Raw genomic sequence first — 22,455 nt, forward strand, 5'->3', positions numbered from 1 at the left:
GAATGAGGAGGAGCAGCGATGAATGGAGCAGATGTAAGAAGACCTGGCTTCGGCGGACGCCGGCCATTTGGCGGCTTCGGTGGCTGGGGCGGCTTTGGACGCCGGCCGTTTTATGGCGGCGGAGCATTTCTCGGCGGCTTTCTTGGCGGATTAGCAGGAAGTGCTTTTTATCCAGGATACCCGTACTATCCGTATTACCCTTATTATCCATATTACCCATACTACCCTTATTATTAATAAAGTGAGAGCTGCCCCGAAAGGTCAGAGGAATGACTTTGGCGGGGCAGCTCTTTGCGCTTCTTCTTTCTAAATCCTATTTCCTTATTCACCCAATTTAAGTATTGTCTTTCTATTCCTTAACTAACGAAGCAGGTTTATGTGATAAGGATAATCCAAAATACTTAGAAGATAATAAGGACAAATTGGAAAAATGCAGAGGTGTAATATGAAACAATTTGTACTAGTTATATTAACTGTCTCTTTTTTAGTAATTTGTCCTTCCTATTCAAAGGCAATAACTACGCCTTGTAGTATGGTTTTAAACCCCATTGATAAAGAACTGAAAAATACACAGGGAGTAGCTTTGGTTTATAAAGTTCAGTTACGTCCACCAAGTTTTGCAAGAACAAATATAAGTATTCTTGGAGTACATCTTCCAGAACCATCAACCTATGGAGATTACGATAGTTACGAAGGCTTTGTTTTCATACCAGAGGAAATTAGTTGGCGGTTCAAACTGTACCCTACTCCAGAACAAGAAAGTCCAACTTGGGCTGGCAGGTTCGATGAAATTACAGCGGAAATGGGAGAGAATGTAGTAGTTCAGGTACGTCTGTCTAATTCTAAAACAGAAAAATTAGGACCGATTATATTAGAAAGTAATATCAAAAGTTGTAAGTAGATATTGAACTAACGGGTGGCATTAGTTGAACAAGAAAGGACATAACATATTAGTTATGTAAAATATGTTATGTCCTTTATTTATTTAATTAGGTCTTTTTATTGCTTTATTTTTTCCGTCTGACTAACCAGCCGGCTAATGCGCCAAACAGGATGATGACGACGGCGGTCGTCAATAGGGGTACAATCGTTTGAGCTGCTGGCGGATCTTCTTCCTCGTCTGCTGTTGCCAACTCAGGTTCTGTCATCTCTTCTTCTATAGTCTCTTCTTGTTCAGTTTCCGGTTCTTCTGTTACTGGAGCGTCCTGCTCTTCTGTAGCCGGTTCATTAGCTGACGCAGGCGCATCGACAGTGAATGAAAACTCACCTTCTGTTGGATGAGTATCTGCACCGATCACTGTCCAGGCGACCCGGTATTGGCCATTTGCCAGTGGTTCAGCGAGCGATGCTGTCAGGACAGGGCTGTCAATGCTGATGTTCTCAACCGGCAGTTCTTCCTCGTTTTCATTAAAGAGCTGAATGGTGCTTAATGGTTCGATACCAGCATCGAATCGAAGTTCAATCGTATCGAGCGGTTCTTCCACCGTTTCTCCGTCGGCCGGTGCTGATGATTCCAAATGGGAGTGGGCGCCGGCAGTGGCCGGAAAGAGCAAGAGACAGAAGATACAAGCTAGCAGTACAAAATAACTCTTCATCAATTTTCCCCCTTCATCTAATTATGATGGTCATGAGCGTCGTGGTCGTGATGATCTTCTTCGTTGTCGGTCTGCTCATGAGCGGATTCTTGTTCGGGTACATCACCAACGGCAATGTCCTGCACCGGCATGACATGCAAGTCACGGGCGGAAACATGGGTCTGAACGGAATACAGCCCGTCCTCGGTAAAGGCATGGGTCAATTGGTAGACACCGTCACCGACGTGCTCCGCTTCCAGCATCTCACCGTTGTCGCGATCATCAGCCTTCCAGATTTCAAATTGAACATCCGAGGCATCGTCAACCAATTCACCACCCTGAGTGACACGGACGGCCAATTCAAGCTCTTCGTTTGGTTCGGCTGTGTCTGGCGCGATAATTTCTGCTTCTAATGGAGCGGCGACGCCGCCTCCCAGCTCGTCCTCCGGCTCTGCCTGACAGGCTGCCGTGAGCAAAATGGTTAGCATAAGTAAGCTTTTTACTACTACCTTCATTCTATAATCACCTTTCTTGAATATGCATCTATCTGAATTTTAACGTGAAATTGTGAAGGGGGCGTGAAATTTCACCGTTGCGCGAAAATGTTCACATTTCCAGCGGCAGGACGACGCGGACGATCGTTCCGGCCTGTTCTCCCGAAACGAACTCAAGCTCTCCCTGATGCTTCTTCACAATTTGGGCGACGATCGCTAAGCCTAAACCGCTGCCGCCATCCTTTCGGGTCCGGGCCTTGTTGACCCGGTAAAAACGCTCTGTTACATGCAGTACATCCTCTTTAGGAATCCCGGGACCCTTGTCAGAAATCGTCAGCTCTGCCAAAGCTCCCCGGACGGTGAGTGTCACGTCGATTGTTTCCTGGGCCGGAGAATAGCGTAATGCATTATCAAGCAGGTTGCGCACGACCTGTTCAAGCCGATCGCTATCACCAGAAATGATGCAATCCTCATCAAGCTGCCGTTTAATCGTAACGCTTCTTTTCTCACTGATCACGTCAAAGGTGTCAACGACGTCATTGATCAGCTGGGCAAAGGCGATCGGTTCGAGCTTCATCGGATACGATTCCCCTTCCAGCTGAGCGAGGTCAAGCAAATCATTGACAAGACGCTCCAGCCGATTCGCTTCATTTTGAATAATCGTCAGTCCCTTTTTCGGCTCAATCACCGATTCCTCCACAGCTTCTGCGTAGCCTTTCATATAGCTTAACGGAGTGCGCAGCTCATGTGAAACATTGGCAAGAAATTCACGCCGCTTCATTTCGACTTCTTCCAGAGAAGTTGAAAGCGTGTTAAAAGACTGAGCAAGCTGGCCAAGCTCGTCCTTACGCGCCTCGATCGCAATTCGCTGGGAAAAATCGCCACCAGCCATCCGTCCGGCAATCTGCTTCATTTCAAGCAGTGGGGCAACGAAGGCATTGGTGATTCTTCGCCCAAGGAACAAAATAAGCAGGAAGAATACAAGCATGCCGATTACCAGCGTATCGCGAATCGCCAAAAATGGTTCATGCACCTCTGAAAGAGGATTCGTTAAAAAGATTGATCCCGCCAGATGACCGTCGTGGAAGAGCGGAATGGCCACCCCGAGTATATCCTGCTGAAAACGGGGATGAGGCCGAATCATGACAACCGTTTCACCATTGAGCAGCTGCTGCCGCTCTTCAAATGTAATCAGTGTTTCATTGGAGTATGGATCAAAGGGCGAGCCGCCGCCAAGCAGCATCGGGTCAGCGGTAAACAAAATGTCAGCGGCTGTGCTTTCAGTTACCCAGTCGATCCGTTCGGCAAATGCTTCGCTGTTGCCAGATGTCTGATACGCTTCAGCAAGCTCTTCTCCCTGTCTGACGAAAAGCTCAATCTGCTTATCGAGATAAAGCCGCTCATACAAATAGAAGGTTAACATGACGCCCGCCCCGAGGAAAAAGAGCGCGACCGCGAAAACCGTTGCCCATACCTTCGTTTTAATGGAAAGTCGTGTCATGATTGCCCCTCGAATTTGTAGCCGATGCCCCAGACCGTTTTAATCATCGCACCAGCCGACTTTAGCTTCAGCCGCAATGTTTTAATATGGGTGTCGACCGTCCGGAGCGTGCCGTACTCCGAGTCGATGCCCCAGATCCGGTCATAGAGCTGCTCTCTGGTGAAAACCTGGCCTTCATGCTCAATCAGAAAGACGAGCAGATCATACTCACGCCGAGTAATCGTAACCGCTGTGCCAGCCAGTGTCAGCTCCCGGGCATGCTTATCAATGAGCAGGGGACCACGACGTAAAACCTCATGCGGCTGCGAGAAAGCGCGGCTGCGGCGCAATGCCGCTTCAATTCGCGCCATCAGCTCGCGCGGGCTGAAAGGCTTGACGACGTAATCATCCGCACCGATTTTCAGCCCTTTGATTTTATCCTCTTCACTGCTTCTGGCGGTCAGCATGACGATTGGTACGGATGAAAAGGCGCGGATTTTCTCGCACGTCGTAAAGCCGTCCATTCCGGGCATCATTACATCGAGCACAATTAGATCAATCTCATGCCGGGCGAGCAGGCTGAGAGCCTCGTCACCGCTTGAGGCACAGGTCACCTCATATTCAGTTTTTAAATAAGAAGCGACAAGCTCCAGCAAGGCTTCCTCATCATCGACTAAGAGAATATGGGGCAGCGTCTTCATTCTGATTCCTCCAGCACAATAGTATAAGGACCCGGCGCGACAGGTTCTTCATGAATAAGCGAGAACGTGGCAAGGTCAATGACGGATACCGTATCACTGTCAAGGCTTGTGACGACGATGGTCGAACGATTGCCCGCCATCCCGTTTGGATTATGACCAACCTCCAGACGGTCAACGACTTCATTTTCTGTCGTATCGATTTTATAAAGGGAATGATCCCCGTGACATAGCACATACAAATAAGAAGTATCCGGCTGCTTGAAAAATGCGACAGGCATCAGGCCGACCGTGATTTCCTGTAATGGCTGCCCCGTTTCCTTATCATAGGCGATTATCCGATTATTTAATTCTCCGAATGGCCCATGCCCGCCAATCCATAGCTGACGGCCGTCTTCAAGCAGTCCAACCGGGCGCTCCATGACGGAGAATGTCCTTAAAACCTCGGCAGTGGCGCTGTCGATGACCGTAACGGTATGGCTGCGTTCATTTAAGACGTACAATGTACCGTCGGAGGCAAGATGGAGGTCGGTCGGGGCTTCGCCGACGTCGATGCTGCCGAGCTGCTCGTTTTTGTGGTAATCAATGATGTGAACCTGATCGTTGATGATATCGGAAACATAGAGCTGCTCGTCTTCGGCAGAGAAGGCCAGCGCCGTTAATCCTTCATTCAATTCAAGCAAGGGGCGGCTTTTTCCTTCAGCGAGATCAAACAGAAATAAAGAGGTTTCCTCCTGACTTGTGGCGATGAGCTGCCGGTCGCCGGTCCGGATCATATCGGTTAGTACCGCGCGACTGTTCGCCGTGACTGCGACCTGCCAGTTTTCATCGAGAAAAGTGAGCGTCGGCTCTTTGGCGTGCGAAAGGATCGTCAGCGGCTTGTCTGAAGGCGGTTCAGTAAAATGCTGCTCACTGCATCCGCCAACGGTTAGGAGGCAGGCAGCGAGCAGAGCAGAAAGAATATGCTTCATCAGTCTCCACCATTTCTTCATTTATTAAAATTTCCGGGGCTGATTCGAGGAAGGACATCGGCTCCGCACGTTACGCGGCCGTCTGAAAAGAACCCCGCTTTCAGACGGCCTTACATGATTGTAACGGCTCCGCACGCCGCTTCTAGGAAAAGCCGCTACGCGGTTTTCTTATGGTACTATCATAGCATGGAATTGTGAAAAAACATTGAAGTCAGGTTACAGTAGAAGGAGAAGGCATGTTCAACGCGAATTCGTAGGAGGAAGGATTTAGGATGAGAAACATGATCGATACACCAGCATTAGTTGTTGACTTAGATAAAATGGAGGCGCAATTAAAGCGGATGGCGAATATCGCGGCGAGAAAGAAGCTGAAGCTTCGTCCGCATACGAAGACCCATAAAAGTCCAGCGATCGCTTTGCAGCAGCTTGCGCTCGGGGCAACAGGGATTACAGTTGCCAAGCTGGGCGAGGCCGAGGTAATGCGGCGGCACGGCATTGATGATATTTTAATTGCGTATCCGCTGATTGGAAAGAAGAAGCTTGAACGCCTGCGGGAGCTTGCGAAGGACACAAAGGTCACTGTTGCGCTTGATAGTGTGGAGGTGGCGCGCGGAATTGCTGCTGTTGGCGAGCAGCTTGGAAGGAAGATCCCTGTTTATCTTGAAGTAGATACGGGATTGGGGCGTTGTGGACTTCAGCCGTCCGAGGAGATTGTCAGACTGGCGGAGCAGGTTATGAAGCTGTCCTTTTTGGAGATTACCGGAGTAATGACGCATTCCGGTACTGCCTATAAAGTTAGAACGAAGGAAGAGCTGCAGGAAGTCAGCCGGCTAGAGGCGGAAGGTCTGCTGTCCGCTCAGCAGATGGTAGATGACAAGCTCGGCTACAAGATTCCGGAAGTCAGCGCCGGTTCTTCCCCGACTGCGTATGATGAGCAGAACTTTCCGGGTTTGACGGAAATGAGGCCGGGGACCTATGTGTTCAATGATGCGACATTGGCTTCGCTCGGTGTCGTTGACGAACAGGATTGCGCGCTTTCTGTTTATACGACAATTGTCAGCGCACCGGCTGCTGATCGCGTCATTATTGATGCCGGCTCAAAAACGTTAACCTCGGATCAGGGTGCTTTTACGAAAGGATTTGGCCGAATAAAAGGCGAGGATCATGTCTGGGTAAGCTGGCTGTCAGAGGAGCATGGCGTGATTGAACTGGAGGAGGGGCATTCCTGGCGAATCGGCGATCAAATCGAGGTGATCCCGAATCATGTTTGTCCGACGGTGAACCTTGCTGATGAAGTAATTGGCATCAGAAATGGGAGAATAGAAAAGGTGTTTTCGATTGAAGCGCGGGGAAAGAATAAATAAGCGAATGATGGGGTGGCGGATTGGTCAGCGTTTGACCGCTTCGACACCCCATCATTCGTCGTGCCTATGTCTGACTGCTACCAAGGTGGATGATTAGTAGCAGTATGAAGCACCGATAATAATTAAGAGGATAAACAGAACGACAAGTAATGCGAAACCGTTGCTATAACCACCAGTATGTCCGCTCATATTGGCACCGCCTTTCAGGTGAGGATACTATAGATTATGCGCCCTCCGAAAAAAGGAACTGGGCGGGTGCGGATTTTCGGGCTCTTTTCAAAACTGTGTATAAAGTCAGACTTGCTTGAGCCGCCTCTGTAACAAAAATTGGCATCCGCTCAGGCGTTTTTCCTAAAGGGAAAAAGGGAATAAGGCAAGCAAGCAGAACAATGCGCGTAAAATTGGTAAAATAAATGTAACGTATTTTTAAAGGCTTAAATGGTATGATGGGACTACAGCGTTATGATAGATTGGAGGCAGTCGAATGGAAGCAGCGGTTGAACAAGTCGAGAAAGTGATTGCGAACATTGAGCAAGTTGTAGTAGGTAAAAGAAAGGAAATCGAGCTGAGTTTGGTTGCGCTTTTTGCGGGAGGGCATGTCTTGCTTGAGGATGTCCCGGGTGTCGGAAAAACGATGATGGTGAAAGCAATCGCGCGCTCACTGGGAGCCGATTTTAAGCGGATTCAGTTTACGCCTGACCTTCTACCGTCCGATGTGACAGGCGTCTCTATATATAATCAGCATACTCGTCAATTTGAATTCCGGCCAGGGCCGATCATGGCCAATATCGTGCTGGCCGACGAAATTAACCGGACGTCACCGAAGACACAATCCGCCCTGCTGGAATCGCTTGAGGAGAGCAGTGTGACCGTTGACGGGGAAACATTGCAGCTGAACCGTCCTTTTTTCGTGATGGCGACGCAGAACCCGGTCGAGTACGCCGGTACCTTTCCATTGCCTGAAGCCCAGCTTGATCGATTTTTGTTGAAGCTGCAGCTCGGTTATCCGAGTGAACAGGAAGAGCTTGAGGTGTTGAACCGCCTTCAGCATCAGCACCCGATCGAAGGGATTGAAGCGGTGATGACGACGGAGGAGGTTGTGGCGATTCAGAATGAAGTCACGAAGACAATCGTCAGCGAGCCGGTCAAAGCGTACATGATCGACCTTGTGCATGCGACGAGAAATCACCAGGCAGTTGAGCTCGGCGTCAGCCCGCGGGGGACGATCGCTTTAATGAAAGCTTCTCAGGCTTACGCATTTTTAATGGGAAGAGACTATGTCACCCCGGATGATGTCAAGCATATTACGCCATTTGTGCTGGCACACCGGATGATGATGACAGCAGAAAGCAAAATGTCCAATACGACAGCCGCTCAAACTGTGGAAAATATTCTTGATCAGGTTTCCGTACCTGTTCCGCAAAGAAGGATGGCCCGCTCGTGACGCTGATCAACACTTTGCGGCCTTTTTTAAAATATGTTTCCCTCGTAGTGCTCGTCGGGGCGGTATTTTCTTATGCGATGTTTCAAGGTGGATTTGTCAGCTGGTTTTTGTTTTACAGTGTGACGACGGTGCTTTTATCGACGATTCTGGTGGCGCTGTTTCCTTTTCAAGTGAAAAAGGTGGAGCGTAATGTCAGTAAGAGCTCACTTCAGGCAGGTGATGACCTGACGGTGACGATCATCATTCATAAAAACAGGTTCCAGCCATTCTTTTACGTCCGGATACAGGATACGGTGCCGCAGCGGATCGGAAGCGCTGATTCCGCGGCCTTGTTTTTCTTTTCCTTTCAGCAGAAGATCGAGCTGACCTATACGGTGGCAGCGGCAAAGCGGGGGCTTCATTCCTTTGGGCCGGTCATTCTCGTCTTTGGTGATCTGTTTGGTTTGTTTGAAAGAAGGATGGTCCTCAATCAGCAGACAGACCTGCTCGTTTATCCGCGCATTCACCGGCTGCACGCGATTCCTGCCAGCGGCCGTCCGCGTCAGCAGGAAGGGAGCAGCTCACGTCAGGCGATCGAAGAGGATCGCTCGTTAGCGGGGGTGCGGCAATATGTACCCGGAGACAGGCTGACAAGTATTGACTGGAAGCAATCCGCACGCTCGGCTTCCTTAATGACAAAGGAATTTGAATCGTTTCAGGGAGAGGGGATTTTGGTCGCTTTTGATCCTTACCGGCATGCCGCCTCTTCCGTGCAATTTGAGCAGACGGTGGAGTTCACCGCTTCACTCGTTGCGGAATTCTGTAAAAGATACCAGAGCATTGAGCTGGCTGTCCGCTCTTTGGAGTGGACGTCGATCTCTCTTTCGGAGCGGACCGTCAGCCAGGGGCTGAGACTGTTGGCGCAGGTGTCGCCGCTTGATAAACCGCTTGAACCGGTGCACCGACTGTACAGCGAATGGAAGGGGATGCATGTTTACCTCGTTTGTGTCGAACTCAATCAATCATTAGTGACGGCGTGCCGGACGATTCAGGCACAGCAGGCTGAAGTATCGCTCTGTATGAAGGGGCTGGGGAACAGCGACCGCCGTTTGATTGATGAATGCAAAGCGATGGGGGTTTCGGTGCTTCTCTTTGAAGATGAATAGAAAAAAAGGGGGAGAGTCATGCGTTTAGAAAAAAAACAGATGGAATTCGGCAGGGATTTTCTCCTGTACGGGCTAAGCTTCCTGCTGCTAATGGAATGGCTCTTGCCGCTCCCGTATATTACGGATACTGGATTCATTCATATTTTTATCCTGTTTACGGCCATATTCTTTTTCGTGACATTCATTCAATTGCCACTTCTCGTCTCGATGCTGATTAAAGCTGTCGTTATCGTGTACGGTATGTTTCTTGTATTCTTTGAGGGACCGTTTCTTTCGCTCGAGTGGATGAGAATCTTTCTGGCTGACTTCGTTGAAAACAGCGGATTTATTTTTACCGGGCAGTGGCATATGCTGACGGATCTGTTCCGCAGCTTTCTGTTCTTTCTTCTACTGGCGATTATGAGTTATCTATTATTCTATTGGACCGTGTATGCGCGGCGGATTTTTTTCTTTCTCATTCTCACGGTTGTTTATATTACGGTTCTCGATACGTTCACGATCTATGATGCGACCTATGCGATTATCCGAACGTTCGTGATCGGCTTCCTGCTGCTCGGACTTGTGACAATTTACCGGATGATTGAGCAGGAAAAAGTTGCCTCCGCCCCGCGGCTTCTGCCGGTACGGCTGGCGCTGCTGCTTGTGGCAATGGTCGTCACCGGTGGGATATTCGGCTTTCTTTCACCGAAGCCTGAGCCGCAATGGGCCGATCCCGTTCCGTTTATGCGAGCGGCCGTTGGCGCCGAGGGAGACGGGTTCGGCGATGCTGTAAGAAGGATCGGCTACGGCGATAATGATGAACAACTGGGAGGCGGCTTTGTTGATGATGATACGCCGTTGTTTTATGCGGCGGCCACCCAGGAGCATTATTGGCGTGGAGAAACGAAGGATTTCTATACCGGGAAGGGCTGGGAGACGACAACGCCGGCAGTGAGAAGCGATCAAAGCTTTTTCCAGGAAGGGAACAGCTGGATGTATGAGCTTGAGTATCTTGAAGCGGAGGTTGCCTTTGCCGACGAATCGAACCGGAGCTACGCCCATCTCTTTTATCCGGGTGAACTGGTCACGCGTTCGAGCATTATGGAGGCCGAGCTGACAGTCGATGCGTTCACTGCCAAAGCGGAAACCTCTTTCGGAGGAGAGCCAGTCGGGCTCACAAACTATCGTTATGAATATGTCTACCCGACCTATCATATTGAAGGACTCCGTTCCTCGCACGAAAGTGACCCGGCTGACATTACCGAATTTTATACGCAGCTGCCGGAGGAATTGCCGGAGCGGGTGCGGGATTTGGCTGAGGAAATCACGGCAGAAGAGGATAATCGCTATGATCGCGCCAAGGCGATAGAGCGTTATTTGTCCGGTCCGTTCTTTCAATATGAAACCAATGATGTTGCCGTGCCGGGCGAAGGGGAAGACTATGTTGATCAGTTTTTATTTGACACGCAACGGGGCTATTGTGATAATTTCTCAACCTCGATGGTCGTCCTGTTACGGACATTGGATATTCCGGCCCGTTGGGTAAAGGGCTTTACCCAGGGCGAACAGATTGACACGCTCGATGAGAACCGGAATGTTTATCAGATTACAAACGGAAATGCCCATTCCTGGGTGGAGGTTTATTTTCCGGAGGCAGGTTGGGTTCCATTTGAGCCGACAAGCGGCTTTGATTCGAGCTTTGAATTTATCGAGCCGGAGCTTGAAGCGGAATCGCCTGATTCAACAGAACCTGAACAGGAGGAAGAGGACGAGGAAGTAGAGGATGTCTTTGCGGAATTGGAGGAAGAAGAGGAGCGGAACCAGGCGATTTCTCCTGGAAGCTGGGCACGTCCGGGCGGGGCGACGCTGCTTGTCCTTTTCGGAGTGGCTCTCTTATTTGTCTTTATCCTGAAAAATAAAAAGGTCATGCAATATATGGTTTTGAAGCGGTTTATGAGCCGCAATGATGAAACGGCCTTTATCCCGGCCTACGAGCGCTTATTATGGCTGCTTCACCGGTTTGGCTGGGGCCGAAAGGACGGAGAAACGTTGCGGGAATACGCCAACCGGACGGCAGAACATTTTGCCGCTGATGAAATGCTGCTGTTAACGGATGAATATGAGCGTCTTGTCTATGGCGGAAAATCACTTAAAGCGAGCTGGTCTTCCCATAAAGGCAACTGGGAAGCACTGGTCAGAAAAATCCATTCTTGACCGCAGTATAGCTCACTGATAAAATAAATCAGTGCTTAATTGTATAGGAGAAAAAGCCTTCGTATATCCTTAGGAATATGGCCTAAGAGTCTCTACCGGATGACCGGAAATCATCTGACTATGAAGCAGATTCTATTATGCTGGAATCTGCCTTTGTATGTTGCGGAGAAGCAAAGGTGGATTCCGGCTTTTTTTGAAAGATAAAAATGGATAGAAATCCAGCTGGAATCACTAAAATTGGCATCGCCTCTTTTAGTGATTTCAAGGGAGCTGGCGTACTTAGTAGAAAGGCGGCTTGCCGCTTTTCTTACTGAAAATTAGATAAAGGGTGTGGAAGAAGTGAACGAGTTAAACCAGGAAATGATCGTTGTTCTTGATTTCGGGGGACAGTACAACCAGCTGATTACACGGAGAATCCGTGATTTAGGGGTCTATAGTGAACTGCATTCCAATAAGATCACAGCAGATGAGCTGAAAAAAATGAACCTGAAAGGGATTATTTTTTCGGGCGGCCCAAATAGTGCTTATGTCGAAGGAGCGCCGAAATGTGATCCGGCCATCTTTGAGTTGGATGTACCGATTTTAGGGATTTGCTACGGCATGCAGCTGATGACCCAGCATTTTGGCGGGCGCGTTGAAGCCGCTGAGCATCGTGAATACGGAAAAGCGCGGATTAAAGTCGAAAACCAGTCCGATTTATTCCTCGGTCTTCCGATAGAGCAGTCTGTCTGGATGAGTCATGGTGACTTAATTGTTGCTCCGCCGGATGGTTTTGTCGTTGATGCTTCCAACCCTTCTTGCCCGGTGGCGGCGATGAGTGATGAAAGCCGTAAGCTTTATGGCGTACAATTCCATCCGGAGGTACGGCATTCTGAGTTTGGCGACGCCTTATTAAAGAATTTCGCCTTTGAAGTATGTCAGTGCGCGGGTGAATGGTCGATGGAGAATTTCATCGAGGAAGAAATTGTGAAGATCCGTGAACAGGTAGGGGACAAGCAGGTGCTTTGCGCCTTGAGCGGCGGTGTTGATTCCTCGGTCGTGGCTGTTTTAATTCATAAAGCGATTGGCGATCAGTTAACATGTATGTTCATTGACCACGGACTGCTCCGGAAGGACGAAGCGGAAAGTGTGATGAAAACGTTCAGTGAAGGCTTTAACATGAACGTCATTAAAATCGATGCCCAGGAGCGCTTTTTGTCGAAGTTAAAAGGTGTCTCTGACCCGGAACAAAAACGTAAAATTATCGGAAATGAATTTATTTATGTGTTTGAGGAAGAGGCTGGCAAGCTGAAGGACATGGATTTCCTTGCTCAAGGAACACTCTATACCGACATCATTGAGAGCGGAACCGATACGGCGCAAACGATTAAATCGCATCACAATGTCGGCGGCCTGCCTGAAGATATGAGCTTTACGTTAATCGAACCGCTAAACGCTCTTTTCAAGGATGAAGTGCGCAAAGTCGGGACAGAGCTCGGCATTCCTGACGAAATCGTCTGGCGCCAGCCGTTCCCGGGACCTGGTCTGGGCATCCGTGTCCTCGGTGAAATTACGGAAGAAAAGCTTGAGATCGTGCGCGAGTCCGACGCCATTTTACGCGAGGAAATTAAAAAGGCTGGGCTGGACCGCGAAATTTGGCAATACTTCACCGCACTTCCTAACATGCGAAGCGTCGGTGTAATGGGAGACGCGCGGACGTATGATTACACCGTCGGCATTCGCGCCGTTACATCAATCGACGGCATGACATCCGACTGGGCGCGGATTCCGTGGGATGTGCTGGAGTTGATTTCAACGCGGATTGTCAATGAAGTCAAGCACGTCAACCGCGTAGTGTATGACATTACATCAAAGCCGCCAGCGACGATTGAGTGGGAATAGAAGAGGAAAGCGACAGGTCTGGATATATCCAGACCTGTCGTATTTTTGTGAAATGAAAAAGTTTCTCCACAATGCTGTTATTTAACAAGCATACGGAGGAGCTTCTTTTGTTTCTATTCTAAATATTCAACTTGAAAACGTAGGATAACTTCATTATAATTGATAATGATCATCAATGTCATTTAGTGGGATCGATAACAACATGCTCGACAAATACATAGGAGACAGGAAGGTTTACATATGCAAAACAAAAAATCGCTTTTATTAGTTTGGACGCTCGTCATTACGATCGCTTTGGTATTATTCGGTTGTTCCAGTCAATCATCAACAGATGAGGCAGAGCAGCCTAGTGATGAAAGAGAGGGATCAGAGACTGCAACGGAAACGGATTCTCAATTCCCGATTACGATTAATCATGCTTTAGGTGAGGCTGTTATTGAAAGCAAGCCGGAACGAGTTGTAACGATTCAGTGGGCAAACCAGGATGTTGCATTAGCATTAGGCGTAGTGCCGGTCGGTTTTTCGGCGGCTAACTTTGGGGTTCAAGATGATAGTGGATTATTACCATGGACAAAAGAAAAGCTGGATGAACTTGGCGAAGCGGCTCCCAATGTATTTCATGATACGGACGGTTTAGACTTTGAAGCAATTGCTGATGCTAACCCGGACGTCATCCTTGCTGCCTATTCCGGCATTACTACAGAGGACTATGAGACATTGATTGAAATTGCTCCCGTTGTTGCATATCCGACAGCCCCATGGGCGACGACATGGCGCGAGCAAATTGAATTCAACGCGGCAGGTATGGGCATGCAAGCAGAAGGCGAGCAGCTCATTGAAGAAACAGAGGAATTAATTGCTGAAAAACTAAGTGCTTACCCGCAAATCAATGGAAAAAAAGTGGTGTGGGTTAACTTTTCAGCGACAGATTTATCCCAATTGCACATCTATACTCCAATTGATTCACGTGTCGCGTTTCTGGAAGAGTTCGGTTTGACTTATCCGGAAAGTGTGACTGACCTGATTACGGATCCAGAGAGTTACTCTTTACGATTGAGTGCTGAAAATGTCGAATCTTTATTCGATGCAGACATCATCGTTGGTTATGGCGATGATGCACTCTATGAAACAATTAAAGCTGATCCAATTCTGGGCAAAATCCCGGCAGTTGAGCGAGGCTCCGTCGCATTTATTACAAGTGAGTCGCCACTGGTAGCAGCAGGGACTCCAAACCCGCTCTCCATCGCTTATACAATTGATGATTATTTAGAATTAATCGGTGAAGCAATTGATAAAATTGAAGAATAGTACTTCAGATTCTGAAATAAAGCAACTTGATTTACGGGTACCGAAGCATTTTTCGCTTATTTTAATACTGGGTCTGATTTTATTAGCAGCTACCATCATCGCTTCTTTTGTATTAGGAGCCAGGGTGGTCAGTGTCCAGGAAGTAATGGATGGTCTGTTTTATCAAAACCAGGATTCCTACGGCGCAAGCGTCGTGCAAAAACGGGTTTCGCGTACGATTTTCAGTTTGTGCTGTGGGGGAGCGTTAGGGATTGCCGGTGTCCTGATGCAATCTGTAACCCGCAACCCATTAGCTGACCCGAGTATTTTAGGTGTGAATACAGGAGCAGCCTTGTTTGTAGTGAGCGGTATTACATTTTTTAATATTACTACGGCAAGCCAGTACATTTGGTTAGCTTTAATCGGAGCTGCTGTTACGACCGTATTCGTTTTCGGCATAGGCTCTATGGGGCGCGGTGGAGCAACGCCAATAAAATTAGTGTTAGCCGGGGCTGCAACTACTGCAGCTCTTTCTTCGCTCGTAACGGCCATTTTGATTCCAAGTCAATATGCGATGGATCAATTTAGATTCTGGCAGGTAGGAAGTGTCGGCTCTGGGTCATGGGAGTCAATCACCATCTTCATTCCTTTTTTACTTATTGGCATGACCCTGGCGTTTATCACGGCCCCGGCATTGAATGCATTAGCATTAGGTGATGATGTGGCGACAGGCTTAGGAGTGCGTCCGGGGCTATTGAGAGTAGGCGCGATTTGCGCCGGTGTTATTTTATGCGGCGTCACGACCGCCCTGGCTGGTCCGATCGGTTTTATTGGTCTTTTGGCTACTCATGCTATGCGTTTCGTTATTGGACCGGATTTACGCTTTTTAATCCCTATGTCGGCATTGGCAGGGGCGATTATTTTAACATTATCTGATGTGGCAGGCAGGCTCCTTGGAAGTCCGGGAGAACTCGAAGTAGGTATTATTACGGCGTTTATCGGTGCGCCGATCCTCATCTTACTGGCAAAGAGATCGAAGGTGAGGGCATTATGAGAATTCAATCAGCTGAAGTCAATGAGATTATGCTCGAGATGCGTAAAAGAAAAAGACGCTGGCTTATAGTTACCTCTTTATTGGCCGTCTTGGCTGTTGTTCTTTGTTGTGCGATGCTCTTATTAGGGAACACGATTTATCCGGTCGGTGTTGTGATTCGAACATTAATGGGAGAAGAAATTGCAGGAGCTGACTTTGCCGTTAATACGATTCGGCTCCCAAGAATGATCACCGGTTTATTTGCGGGATTTGCCTTTGGTGTGGCCGGTTATATTTTTCAAACGATCTTACGGAATCCATTAGCTAACCCAAATATATTAGGCATTACATCGGGGTCCAGTGCAGCTGCTGTGTTTTGCATTACCGTGTTGCATCTAAACAATACAGCGATATCATTCGCGGCTGTCATTGCAGGATTAGCAACAGTCATCGTGATGTATTTTTTAGCTCGTGGCCGGTCATTTTCAATTGGGCGCTTGATTATTATCGGAATTGGGATGCAGGCGATGCTCGATGCGGTCATTTCCTATTTAATTCTCAGAAGCGCTCAGCAGGATATTGCGGAAGTATTAAGATGGTTAAGCGGCAGTTTAAACGGTGCAAAAATGAGTGCAGTCCTTCCTTTAATTATCATAGTTGTTGCTTTGGCACCGGTTATGTTGGTGCTTAGCAAACAGTTAAGCATGCTGGAGTTAGGAGATCAAATGGCGACCTCGCTCGGTGTAGCTACCGATAAAACACGAGTCATTTTAATTGTAGGCTCCGTATTTATGGTGGCGATTGCGACAGCAACAACAGGCCCAATTGCCTTTGTATCGTTTTTAGCGGGACCAATTGCGAACCGCTTAGTCGGTGTTAGTGCTTCAAATATTCTTCCGGCAGGTTTAGTCGGTGCCAATCTAGTATTATTTGCAGATTTAATTGGACAATTTGCATTTGAATATAGATTTCCTGTGGGTGTTATAACGGGCATACTCGGAGCGCCATATTTAATTTATTTGCTAATCCGGATGAACCGAAAAGGAGAATTGTAATGAGCAACACGCATGTTTTTCGAGCGGAGCGTCTTGTTTCCGGCTATGATAACAAGACGATTATTGATGAAATTGATCTTGAAATTCCGAAAAATAAAATCAGCGTCATTATTGGCGCAAATGGATGTGGGAAATCAACTCTTTTGAAAACAATGGCCAAGCTTATTAAGCCGACAGGAGGGGAAGTCACGCTTGATGGGAAGGCGATCCACAAATACCCGCCTAAGCAATTAGCGCGTACGTTAGGGCTGCTTCCGCAATCTCCCGTAGTACCGGACGGGATTACTGTCGCAGATTTGGTCGGGCGGGGAAGATTCCCGCATCAATCCTTATTCAGTGGATGGTCGAAAAAGGATTATGAAGCTGTGGAAGATGCTATGGAATTTATGAATATAATGGAGTTTGCGAATCAGGATATTGATGAGCTTTCAGGTGGTCAAAGACAGCGCGTGTGGATTGCAATGGCCCTGGCCCAGCAAACAGATATTTTGCTATTAGATGAACCGACGACCTTTTTGGATATCATCTATCAGATAGAGATACTTGACTTGCTTACAAATCTGAATCACCAGTTTGGGACAACGATTGTGATGGTATTGCATGATATTAATTTATCGGCCCGCTATGCAGATTATATTTTTGCGGTGAAAAAAGGACGTCTTGTCGCCGAAGGCAAGCCTGCTGAGGTCCTGACAAGTGATTTAGTAAAGACAGTCTTTGATTTAGACTGTGTTGTCATTCCGGACCCGATCTCTGATACCCCATTAGTGATTCCAAAAGGACGGTATCATGTAACGGATTGAACGGTTTGCAGCGCTCGGTCGTTCTATAAAAAGCTGCAATTGACGAAGCTGCTGAAAAAGTACGATTTTCATTTTTTCAGTGGCCTCCAATTGACAGGTCTGTTGATAAGGCGATAAAATTTGGATAGTAGTCTCTGAAAAGATTTAATCGGTAAGTGGGACTGTGAAGGCGGAAGTATAATAGGCGAATATTAAATAATTATATTGTATTAACGTTCGGATTTTTCTTGACAACAGATAGGTTGATTGCTACACTTCTTATGGATGAATGAGAGAGACTTCTCTCCTTTCGTATTTATTTTCGTATAACTGCAGGAATATGGCCTGCAAGTCTCTACCAAGCTGCCGTAAATAGCTTGACTACGAAAAATCAACCTATTCCACAAATAAACGGAATATGTCGGATTTTTTGAGGAAAGCTTTAGGCAAAGAAGGGCCTGAAGCTTTTTTCGTCGTTTGTGGAACAGAAAATATAAATTGGAGGCTATCAAATGGATCGGTATTTTGGTTTTAAGGAGAATGGCACGTCCTATCGGAAAGAAATCATCGCTGGTTTGACGACGTTTTTATCGATGGCTTATATCCTGTTTGTCAATCCTTCTATTCTTGGAGACGCAGGTATGGATCTTGGCGCTGTCTTTACGGCAACAGCACTGGCGGCGGCATTAGGGACATTGATCATGGGTCTGCTGGCGAACTACCCAATCGCCCTTGCACCGGGGATGGGGCTTAACGCCTTTTTTGCTTATTCTGTCGTGCTCGGAATGGGGATTGACTGGCAAGTTGCTTTGTTCGGTGTGTTTATGTCTGGTATTATTTTTATTCTTATTACGTTAGTTGGTGTTCGGGAGTTAATTATCAATGCGATTCCGGCTGAACTGAAATATGCAGCGGCGGCAGGTATCGGGCTATTCATCGCCTTTATCGGTTTGAAAAACGCCGGTATTGTCGTACCATCCGAAGCGACGGCTGTCGAGCTTGGCATCATTCACGCGCCGACGACGTTGCTTGCTATTTTCGGTTTGGTGATTACGGTTATTCTGATGGTGCGTGGCGTAAAGGGCGGAATTTTCTACGGGATGATTCTCACTTCACTTGCCGGGGTGATCACAGGTGTCATTGATATGCCTGACGGTATCATTGGCGCTGTGCCTTCGCTTGCTCCGACTTTTGGACAAGCATTTGCGATTGACTGGTCGTCCGTCTTCACGGTACAGCTTCTTATCGTTATTCTCACATTTTTATTTGTTGATTTCTTTGATACGGCTGGAACGTTATACGGGGTGGCGAATCAGGCGGGCTTTGTCAAAGATAACAAGCTTCCACGGGCTAATAAGGCGTTGCTTGCCGATTCAAGCGCGACATCTATTGGTGCGATTTTAGGAACGTCGACGACAACGGCGTACATCGAGTCTTCTTCTGGTGTCGCTGCGGGTGGTCGGACAGGCTTTGCGTCAGTGGTAACAGCTCTGTTATTCATCGTTGCGCTTTTCTTCTCGCCGCTGCTGGCAGTGGTGACAGATCAAGTGACGGCGCCGGCTTTAATTATCGTTGGTATTTTAATGGCGTCCTCTCTCGGTCAGATTGACTGGAAGAAGCTCGAAATTGCTATACCGGCCTTTTTGACCGTCGTGACGATGCCGTTAACTTACAGCATCGCAACCGGGATTGCGATCGGGTTCATTTTGTACCCTGTTACGATGATTTGTAGGGGGAAAGGGAAAGATGTTCATCCAATTATGTATGTCCTATTCTTCGTCTTCTTAGCTTACTTTGGTTTCTTATCGGAGTAGGCCGACATGGAAAAAAGCTTGAGACAAAACTAGCTTTGGACCTACTGGCAATGGCTTCACACGCCACAAGCCCGTTGTGAGAAACCCACTCACAACGGGCTTTAAAAGATCGTGGCGGTTCCGCTCATTGCTTGGAGGCTGGGCAAAAGGTAAAAAAAACAACCTTTTGTCCCAGCCTCTTTTTGCTCTTTTCCTTACGAGAGCGTTAACGTTGGGTTTGTTTTAAATTGATCAACACTTTGCCGCAGGGTATTGCTTTGTTTTTTCATTTTAATGGAGCTGTCACGAATCTCATCAGAAAGGGTGCTGGTGTCTTCGGCAATCGCATAAATGTCATCAATTGTTTTGACGAGACTGTCCATCTCCTCCTGTTGCCGGAGGCGGTTATGCCCCATTTCAGAGGTTTCTTTGCTGATTTTATCGAGTTTTTTCACAAAGGAGGCTGTTTCATTGTTGACGGTTAGAATGCTTTCATCAATAAAGGTAAAGCGGCTCGGCAGCTGGGTGAGGCTTTTGTACAATGAGTGGAAGCTCGTCATAAATGTTTTTAACTGATTTTGCCCCGAATCGATAATCGTCGCATTTTCTTTTAAAATAGCTGAGATTTGCGTCGTCGCTTCCTGCGATTGATCTGCAAGTTTGCGAATTTCATCGGCGACAACGGAAAAGCCCTTGCCGTGCTCACCGGCGCGCGCGGCCTCAATTCTCGCATTAAGCGAGAGCAGGTTGATTTTTTCGGTAATTGAGTTGATCGTTGTAATAATATTCTCGATCTTTCCGGAGAATTGGGAAATCTGTTCAATATGATTACTCATTTGATCAACGGATTGATGGGTGTCGGCAGTTGATTCGGTTACATCAGCGAGAGAGGAGGACATCTCTCTTATCTCCAGCTGGATTGCATCAAATTTACTGCCAAGCTGTTCCATCGTACTAAAGGATTCCTGAATCGTGGCGAGCACCTGTTCATCTGTCGCGAGCTCCTCTGCCAGCTGGTTTTTCGTTTTTGTGAAGTACTCCTTCGATTGGCCGATGTAATCCTTTTGTTGTCCGGAGCTTTTCTCGAGCTTCTCAGTCAGTGAGATTAGTTGATCTGAAGCGTGGAAAACAAAGTTCGATTCCGTCTTCACCTGTTCAATCAGGCTGTTTAGCCGCCGCAATAATGTATTAAAGGCGTGATGAAGCTCTGCTGTATCTTCGCCGGGTTCAACCCGCAATGTTTTCGTTAGATCGCCTTTCGCTGCGGCGATTTCCTGCATGGCGATAATCGAATCAACCATCGCGATCCGCTCCCCGTGTTCGGATACGTTTAAGCCGGCTTCCTCATCTTCACGGCTGACACGGAGTGGGTAAATTTTATTGATGCTCCAGTAGAGAATGTAACCAAGGCCGAACGCCCAAATGAAGGCGACGACTACGCCTATCCCTTGAACGCCGATTTGCTGCAGGCGGCTATCTAATGCTAAAAGTTCCGCCTTGCCCAAGAAGCCGATGGCAAGTGTGCCCCATGCTCCGGCGACGCCATGAACAGCAATCGCTCCGATCGCATCATCTACTTTTAATTTTCGCTCAATAAAATGTGAGGCGAGAACGACAATTGCTCCGCCGATTGCTCCGACGAGGAGTGAATTCAAGGGAGACATGACATCAACTCCGGCAGTGATCGCAACAAGTCCGCCAAGAATTCCGTTTAGAATACTTTCGACATGGGGGCGTTGATATAGCCACCATGATACTGTTAAGGCGAGCAGACCGCCGGCGACAGCAGCGAGTTGCGTGTTCAGGGCAATCATGGCGATATTCGTATCAGCATAGGTCGTGGAGCCGGCATTAAAGCCGAACCAGCCGAACCAGAGAATAAAAACCCCCAATGTCGCCATAACAGCATTGCTTCCTGTAAAAGAACGCGGTTCGCCATTCTCTGTATATTTTCCGATTCGCGGTCCGATGACAATCGCTGCTGCTAATGCGACCCATGCGCCAACAGAGTGGACGACGGTCGAACCGGCAAAATCCATAAAGCCGATTCCTTCGAGCCAGCCTTCCTGCCCTTCTTTCCAGAGACTTCCCCACGCCCAATGTCCGAAAAACGGATATATGACGAGAATGATCAAAATAGTGCCGATAACATAGCCTGAAAATTTAACGCGCTCTGCTATCGCTCCGGATACAATTGTTGCGGCTGTTCCAGCGAATACAATTTGAAATAATAAAAATGCCCAATTCCATGGGTCCTCCTCCATTCCGCTGTAGAAGAATGAGTCGGTTCCAAATAACCCTCCTGCACTTTCCCCGAACATAATAGGAAAGCCGATAAGACTAAACAGGATAGTCGCGATAATAATATCGACGACATTTTTCATCGCTACATTAATGGAGTTTTTTGCCCGGGTCATTCCGGCCTCTAGGGCAGTGAAGCCTGCCTGCATGATCAAAACGAGTATGCTGGCAAGAATCACCCAAACAAAGTTTAAGTGCATTTGTAACTCTTCCACTTGATCCCCTCCCAAAAGCGAATATTCTGAATTTTAAGCTAAGATTAGCATGTTGCGGGTAAAAAGTCCGAATGATCGAAAGGAAATCTGACATAAATTTTAGATAATATGACATGGATTTGCTCGGAATCTGACACGGAAGCGGGAATAACTTCCCCGATTGATAAAGGTTGAGCTACTTTTTTACTAGCTTTCATCCTAGTGCGTGGAGAACGCAGTAAAATTTTTGTTGAAAAGTGTTGACTTGTCCGAAATCGTTTGATAAGATGATCAAGTCGCTAACAAACGACGCTAACGAGTTCTTTGAAAACTGAACAAAAGCCAAGCGAAAAAAAGGTGACGAATGTCACCGTCAAAAAAGTTTAAGAGCTTAATCAGCTCACCATTTTCATGGAGAGTTTGATCCTGGCTCAGGACGAACGCTGGCGGCGTGCCTAATACATGCAAGTCGAGCGGGTGAACCTGACAGATTCCTTCGGGATGACGTCAGTGGATCCAGCGGCGAACGGGTGAGTAACACGTGGGCAACCTGCCCCTCAGACTGGGATAACATCGAGAAATCGGTGCTAATACCGGATAATTTTCGGGATCGCATGATCCCGTTATAAAAGATGGCTCCGGCTATCACTGGGGGATGGGCCCGCGGCGCATTAGCTAGTTGGTGAGGTAGAGGCTCACCAAGGCGACGATGCGTAGCCGACCTGAGAGGGTGATCGGCCACACTGGGACTGAGACACGGCCCAGA

Annotated in this window: 19 protein-coding genes, 1 rRNA gene and 2 riboswitches; of the genes, 13 read left to right on the forward strand and 7 right to left on the reverse strand. The window is 47.8% G+C overall.

Translation table 11 applies throughout. The annotated features are described in order from the left end of the window. Positions 1–18: 18 nt before the first annotated feature. Both M3212_RS10385 and M3212_RS10390 read left to right on the forward strand, forming a co-directional pair. Positions 19–237 (forward strand): hypothetical protein, encoded by a 219-nt coding sequence (locus tag M3212_RS10385; RefSeq protein WP_251193899.1) that lies wholly within the window; start codon positions 19–21, stop codon positions 235–237. Positions 238–445: 208 nt separating this feature from the next. Continuing rightward, the gene (locus M3212_RS10390) at positions 446–901 is read left to right on the forward strand and encodes a hypothetical protein (RefSeq protein WP_251193900.1); all 456 of its coding nucleotides are present in this window, start codon (positions 446–448) and stop codon (positions 899–901) included. Positions 902–1,007: 106 nt separating this feature from the next. Here M3212_RS10390 and M3212_RS10395 read toward each other — a convergent pair whose 3' ends face one another. The 5 genes from M3212_RS10395 to M3212_RS10415 form a co-directional block, all read right to left on the reverse strand. Continuing rightward, a complete protein-coding gene (locus M3212_RS10395; RefSeq protein ID WP_251193901.1) occupies positions 1,008–1,595 on the reverse strand; it encodes a copper resistance CopC family protein in 588 nt (195 codons plus the stop codon). Between the two features lie 17 nt (positions 1,596–1,612). After that, positions 1,613–2,089, reverse strand: coding sequence for a FixH family protein (locus M3212_RS10400; RefSeq protein ID WP_251193902.1), 477 nt, complete (start codon positions 2,087–2,089; stop codon positions 1,613–1,615). Between the two features lie 91 nt (positions 2,090–2,180). After that, positions 2,181–3,569 carry a sensor histidine kinase gene (locus M3212_RS10405; protein ID WP_251193903.1) on the reverse strand — a complete coding sequence of 463 codons (1,389 nt, stop codon included), beginning with the start codon at positions 3,567–3,569 and terminating at the stop codon, positions 2,181–2,183. Beyond that, the gene (locus tag M3212_RS10410; protein ID WP_251193904.1) at positions 3,566–4,249 is read right to left on the reverse strand and encodes a response regulator transcription factor; all 684 of its coding nucleotides are present in this window, start codon (positions 4,247–4,249) and stop codon (positions 3,566–3,568) included. Before M3212_RS10410 ends, M3212_RS10405 begins: the two co-directional genes overlap by 4 nt. Next, a complete protein-coding gene (locus M3212_RS10415; RefSeq protein ID WP_251193905.1) occupies positions 4,246–5,217 on the reverse strand; it encodes a YncE family protein in 972 nt (323 codons plus the stop codon). The genes M3212_RS10410 and M3212_RS10415 overlap by 4 nt, the downstream gene beginning before the upstream one ends. A gap of 272 nt (positions 5,218–5,489) precedes the next feature. On the opposite strand from M3212_RS10415, the gene M3212_RS10420 reads away from it, so the two are divergent. Beyond that, positions 5,490–6,581 (forward strand): alanine racemase, encoded by a 1,092-nt coding sequence (locus M3212_RS10420; protein ID WP_251193906.1) that lies wholly within the window; start codon positions 5,490–5,492, stop codon positions 6,579–6,581. Between the two features lie 93 nt (positions 6,582–6,674). Here M3212_RS10420 and M3212_RS10425 read toward each other — a convergent pair whose 3' ends face one another. Beyond that, positions 6,675–6,770 carry a YjcZ family sporulation protein gene (locus M3212_RS10425; protein WP_251193907.1) on the reverse strand — a complete coding sequence of 32 codons (96 nt, stop codon included), beginning with the start codon at positions 6,768–6,770 and terminating at the stop codon, positions 6,675–6,677. A gap of 295 nt (positions 6,771–7,065) precedes the next feature. Here M3212_RS10425 and M3212_RS10430 point away from each other — a divergent pair, with 295 nt between their 5' ends. The 9 genes from M3212_RS10430 to M3212_RS10470 all read left to right on the forward strand — a co-directional run bounded on the left by M3212_RS10430 (position 7,066) and on the right by M3212_RS10470 (position 19,215). Next, positions 7,066–8,025 (forward strand): AAA family ATPase, encoded by a 960-nt coding sequence (locus M3212_RS10430; RefSeq protein ID WP_251193908.1) that lies wholly within the window; start codon positions 7,066–7,068, stop codon positions 8,023–8,025. Next, positions 8,022–9,170 (forward strand): DUF58 domain-containing protein, encoded by a 1,149-nt coding sequence (locus M3212_RS10435; protein WP_251193909.1) that lies wholly within the window; start codon positions 8,022–8,024, stop codon positions 9,168–9,170. Before M3212_RS10430 ends, M3212_RS10435 begins: the two co-directional genes overlap by 4 nt. 18 nt (positions 9,171–9,188) lie before the next feature. Then, positions 9,189–11,363, forward strand: a complete 2,175-nt coding sequence (locus M3212_RS10440; protein ID WP_251193910.1) for a DUF4129 domain-containing transglutaminase family protein — start codon at positions 9,189–9,191, stop codon at positions 11,361–11,363. A 39-nt stretch (positions 11,364–11,402) separates the two neighbouring features. After that, positions 11,403–11,504: riboswitch (purine riboswitch) on the forward strand. 219 nt (positions 11,505–11,723) lie between these two features. Then, on the forward strand, positions 11,724–13,244 hold the full coding sequence (guaA, locus tag M3212_RS10445; RefSeq protein WP_251193919.1) for a glutamine-hydrolyzing GMP synthase: 1,521 nt from the start codon (positions 11,724–11,726) through the stop codon (positions 13,242–13,244). Positions 13,245–13,484: 240 nt separating this feature from the next. Next, positions 13,485–14,552 (forward strand): iron-siderophore ABC transporter substrate-binding protein, encoded by a 1,068-nt coding sequence (locus M3212_RS10450; RefSeq protein ID WP_251193911.1) that lies wholly within the window; start codon positions 13,485–13,487, stop codon positions 14,550–14,552. Beyond that, the gene (locus M3212_RS10455; protein WP_251193920.1) at positions 14,542–15,585 is read left to right on the forward strand and encodes a FecCD family ABC transporter permease; all 1,044 of its coding nucleotides are present in this window, start codon (positions 14,542–14,544) and stop codon (positions 15,583–15,585) included. The genes M3212_RS10450 and M3212_RS10455 overlap by 11 nt, the downstream gene beginning before the upstream one ends. Then, entirely contained in the window at positions 15,582–16,619 is a 1,038-nt protein-coding gene (locus tag M3212_RS10460; protein WP_251193912.1) for a FecCD family ABC transporter permease, read from the forward strand. The genes M3212_RS10455 and M3212_RS10460 overlap by 4 nt, the downstream gene beginning before the upstream one ends. Further along, positions 16,619–17,422, forward strand: a complete 804-nt coding sequence (locus M3212_RS10465; RefSeq protein WP_251193913.1) for an ABC transporter ATP-binding protein — start codon at positions 16,619–16,621, stop codon at positions 17,420–17,422. The genes M3212_RS10460 and M3212_RS10465 overlap by 1 nt, the downstream gene beginning before the upstream one ends. Before the next feature lie 281 nt (positions 17,423–17,703). Beyond that, positions 17,704–17,805, forward strand: a riboswitch (purine riboswitch). A 108-nt stretch (positions 17,806–17,913) separates the two neighbouring features. Beyond that, positions 17,914–19,215 (forward strand): NCS2 family permease, encoded by a 1,302-nt coding sequence (locus M3212_RS10470; protein ID WP_251193914.1) that lies wholly within the window; start codon positions 17,914–17,916, stop codon positions 19,213–19,215. A 194-nt stretch (positions 19,216–19,409) separates the two neighbouring features. Here the strand turns inward: M3212_RS10470 and amt are convergent, their stop codons facing one another. Further along, on the reverse strand, positions 19,410–21,710 hold the full coding sequence (gene amt, locus M3212_RS10475; RefSeq protein ID WP_251193915.1) for an ammonium transporter: 2,301 nt from the start codon (positions 21,708–21,710) through the stop codon (positions 19,410–19,412). A 387-nt stretch (positions 21,711–22,097) separates the two neighbouring features. On the opposite strand from amt, the gene M3212_RS10480 reads away from it, so the two are divergent. After that, positions 22,098–22,455, forward strand: a 16S ribosomal RNA gene (locus M3212_RS10480); the annotation flags it as partial.

It is taken from the genome of Halalkalibacter oceani, from assembly GCF_023715705.1.
GTDB classification, from domain to species: Bacteria; Bacillota; Bacilli; order Bacillales; family Bacillaceae_D; genus Halalkalibacter; species Halalkalibacter oceani_A.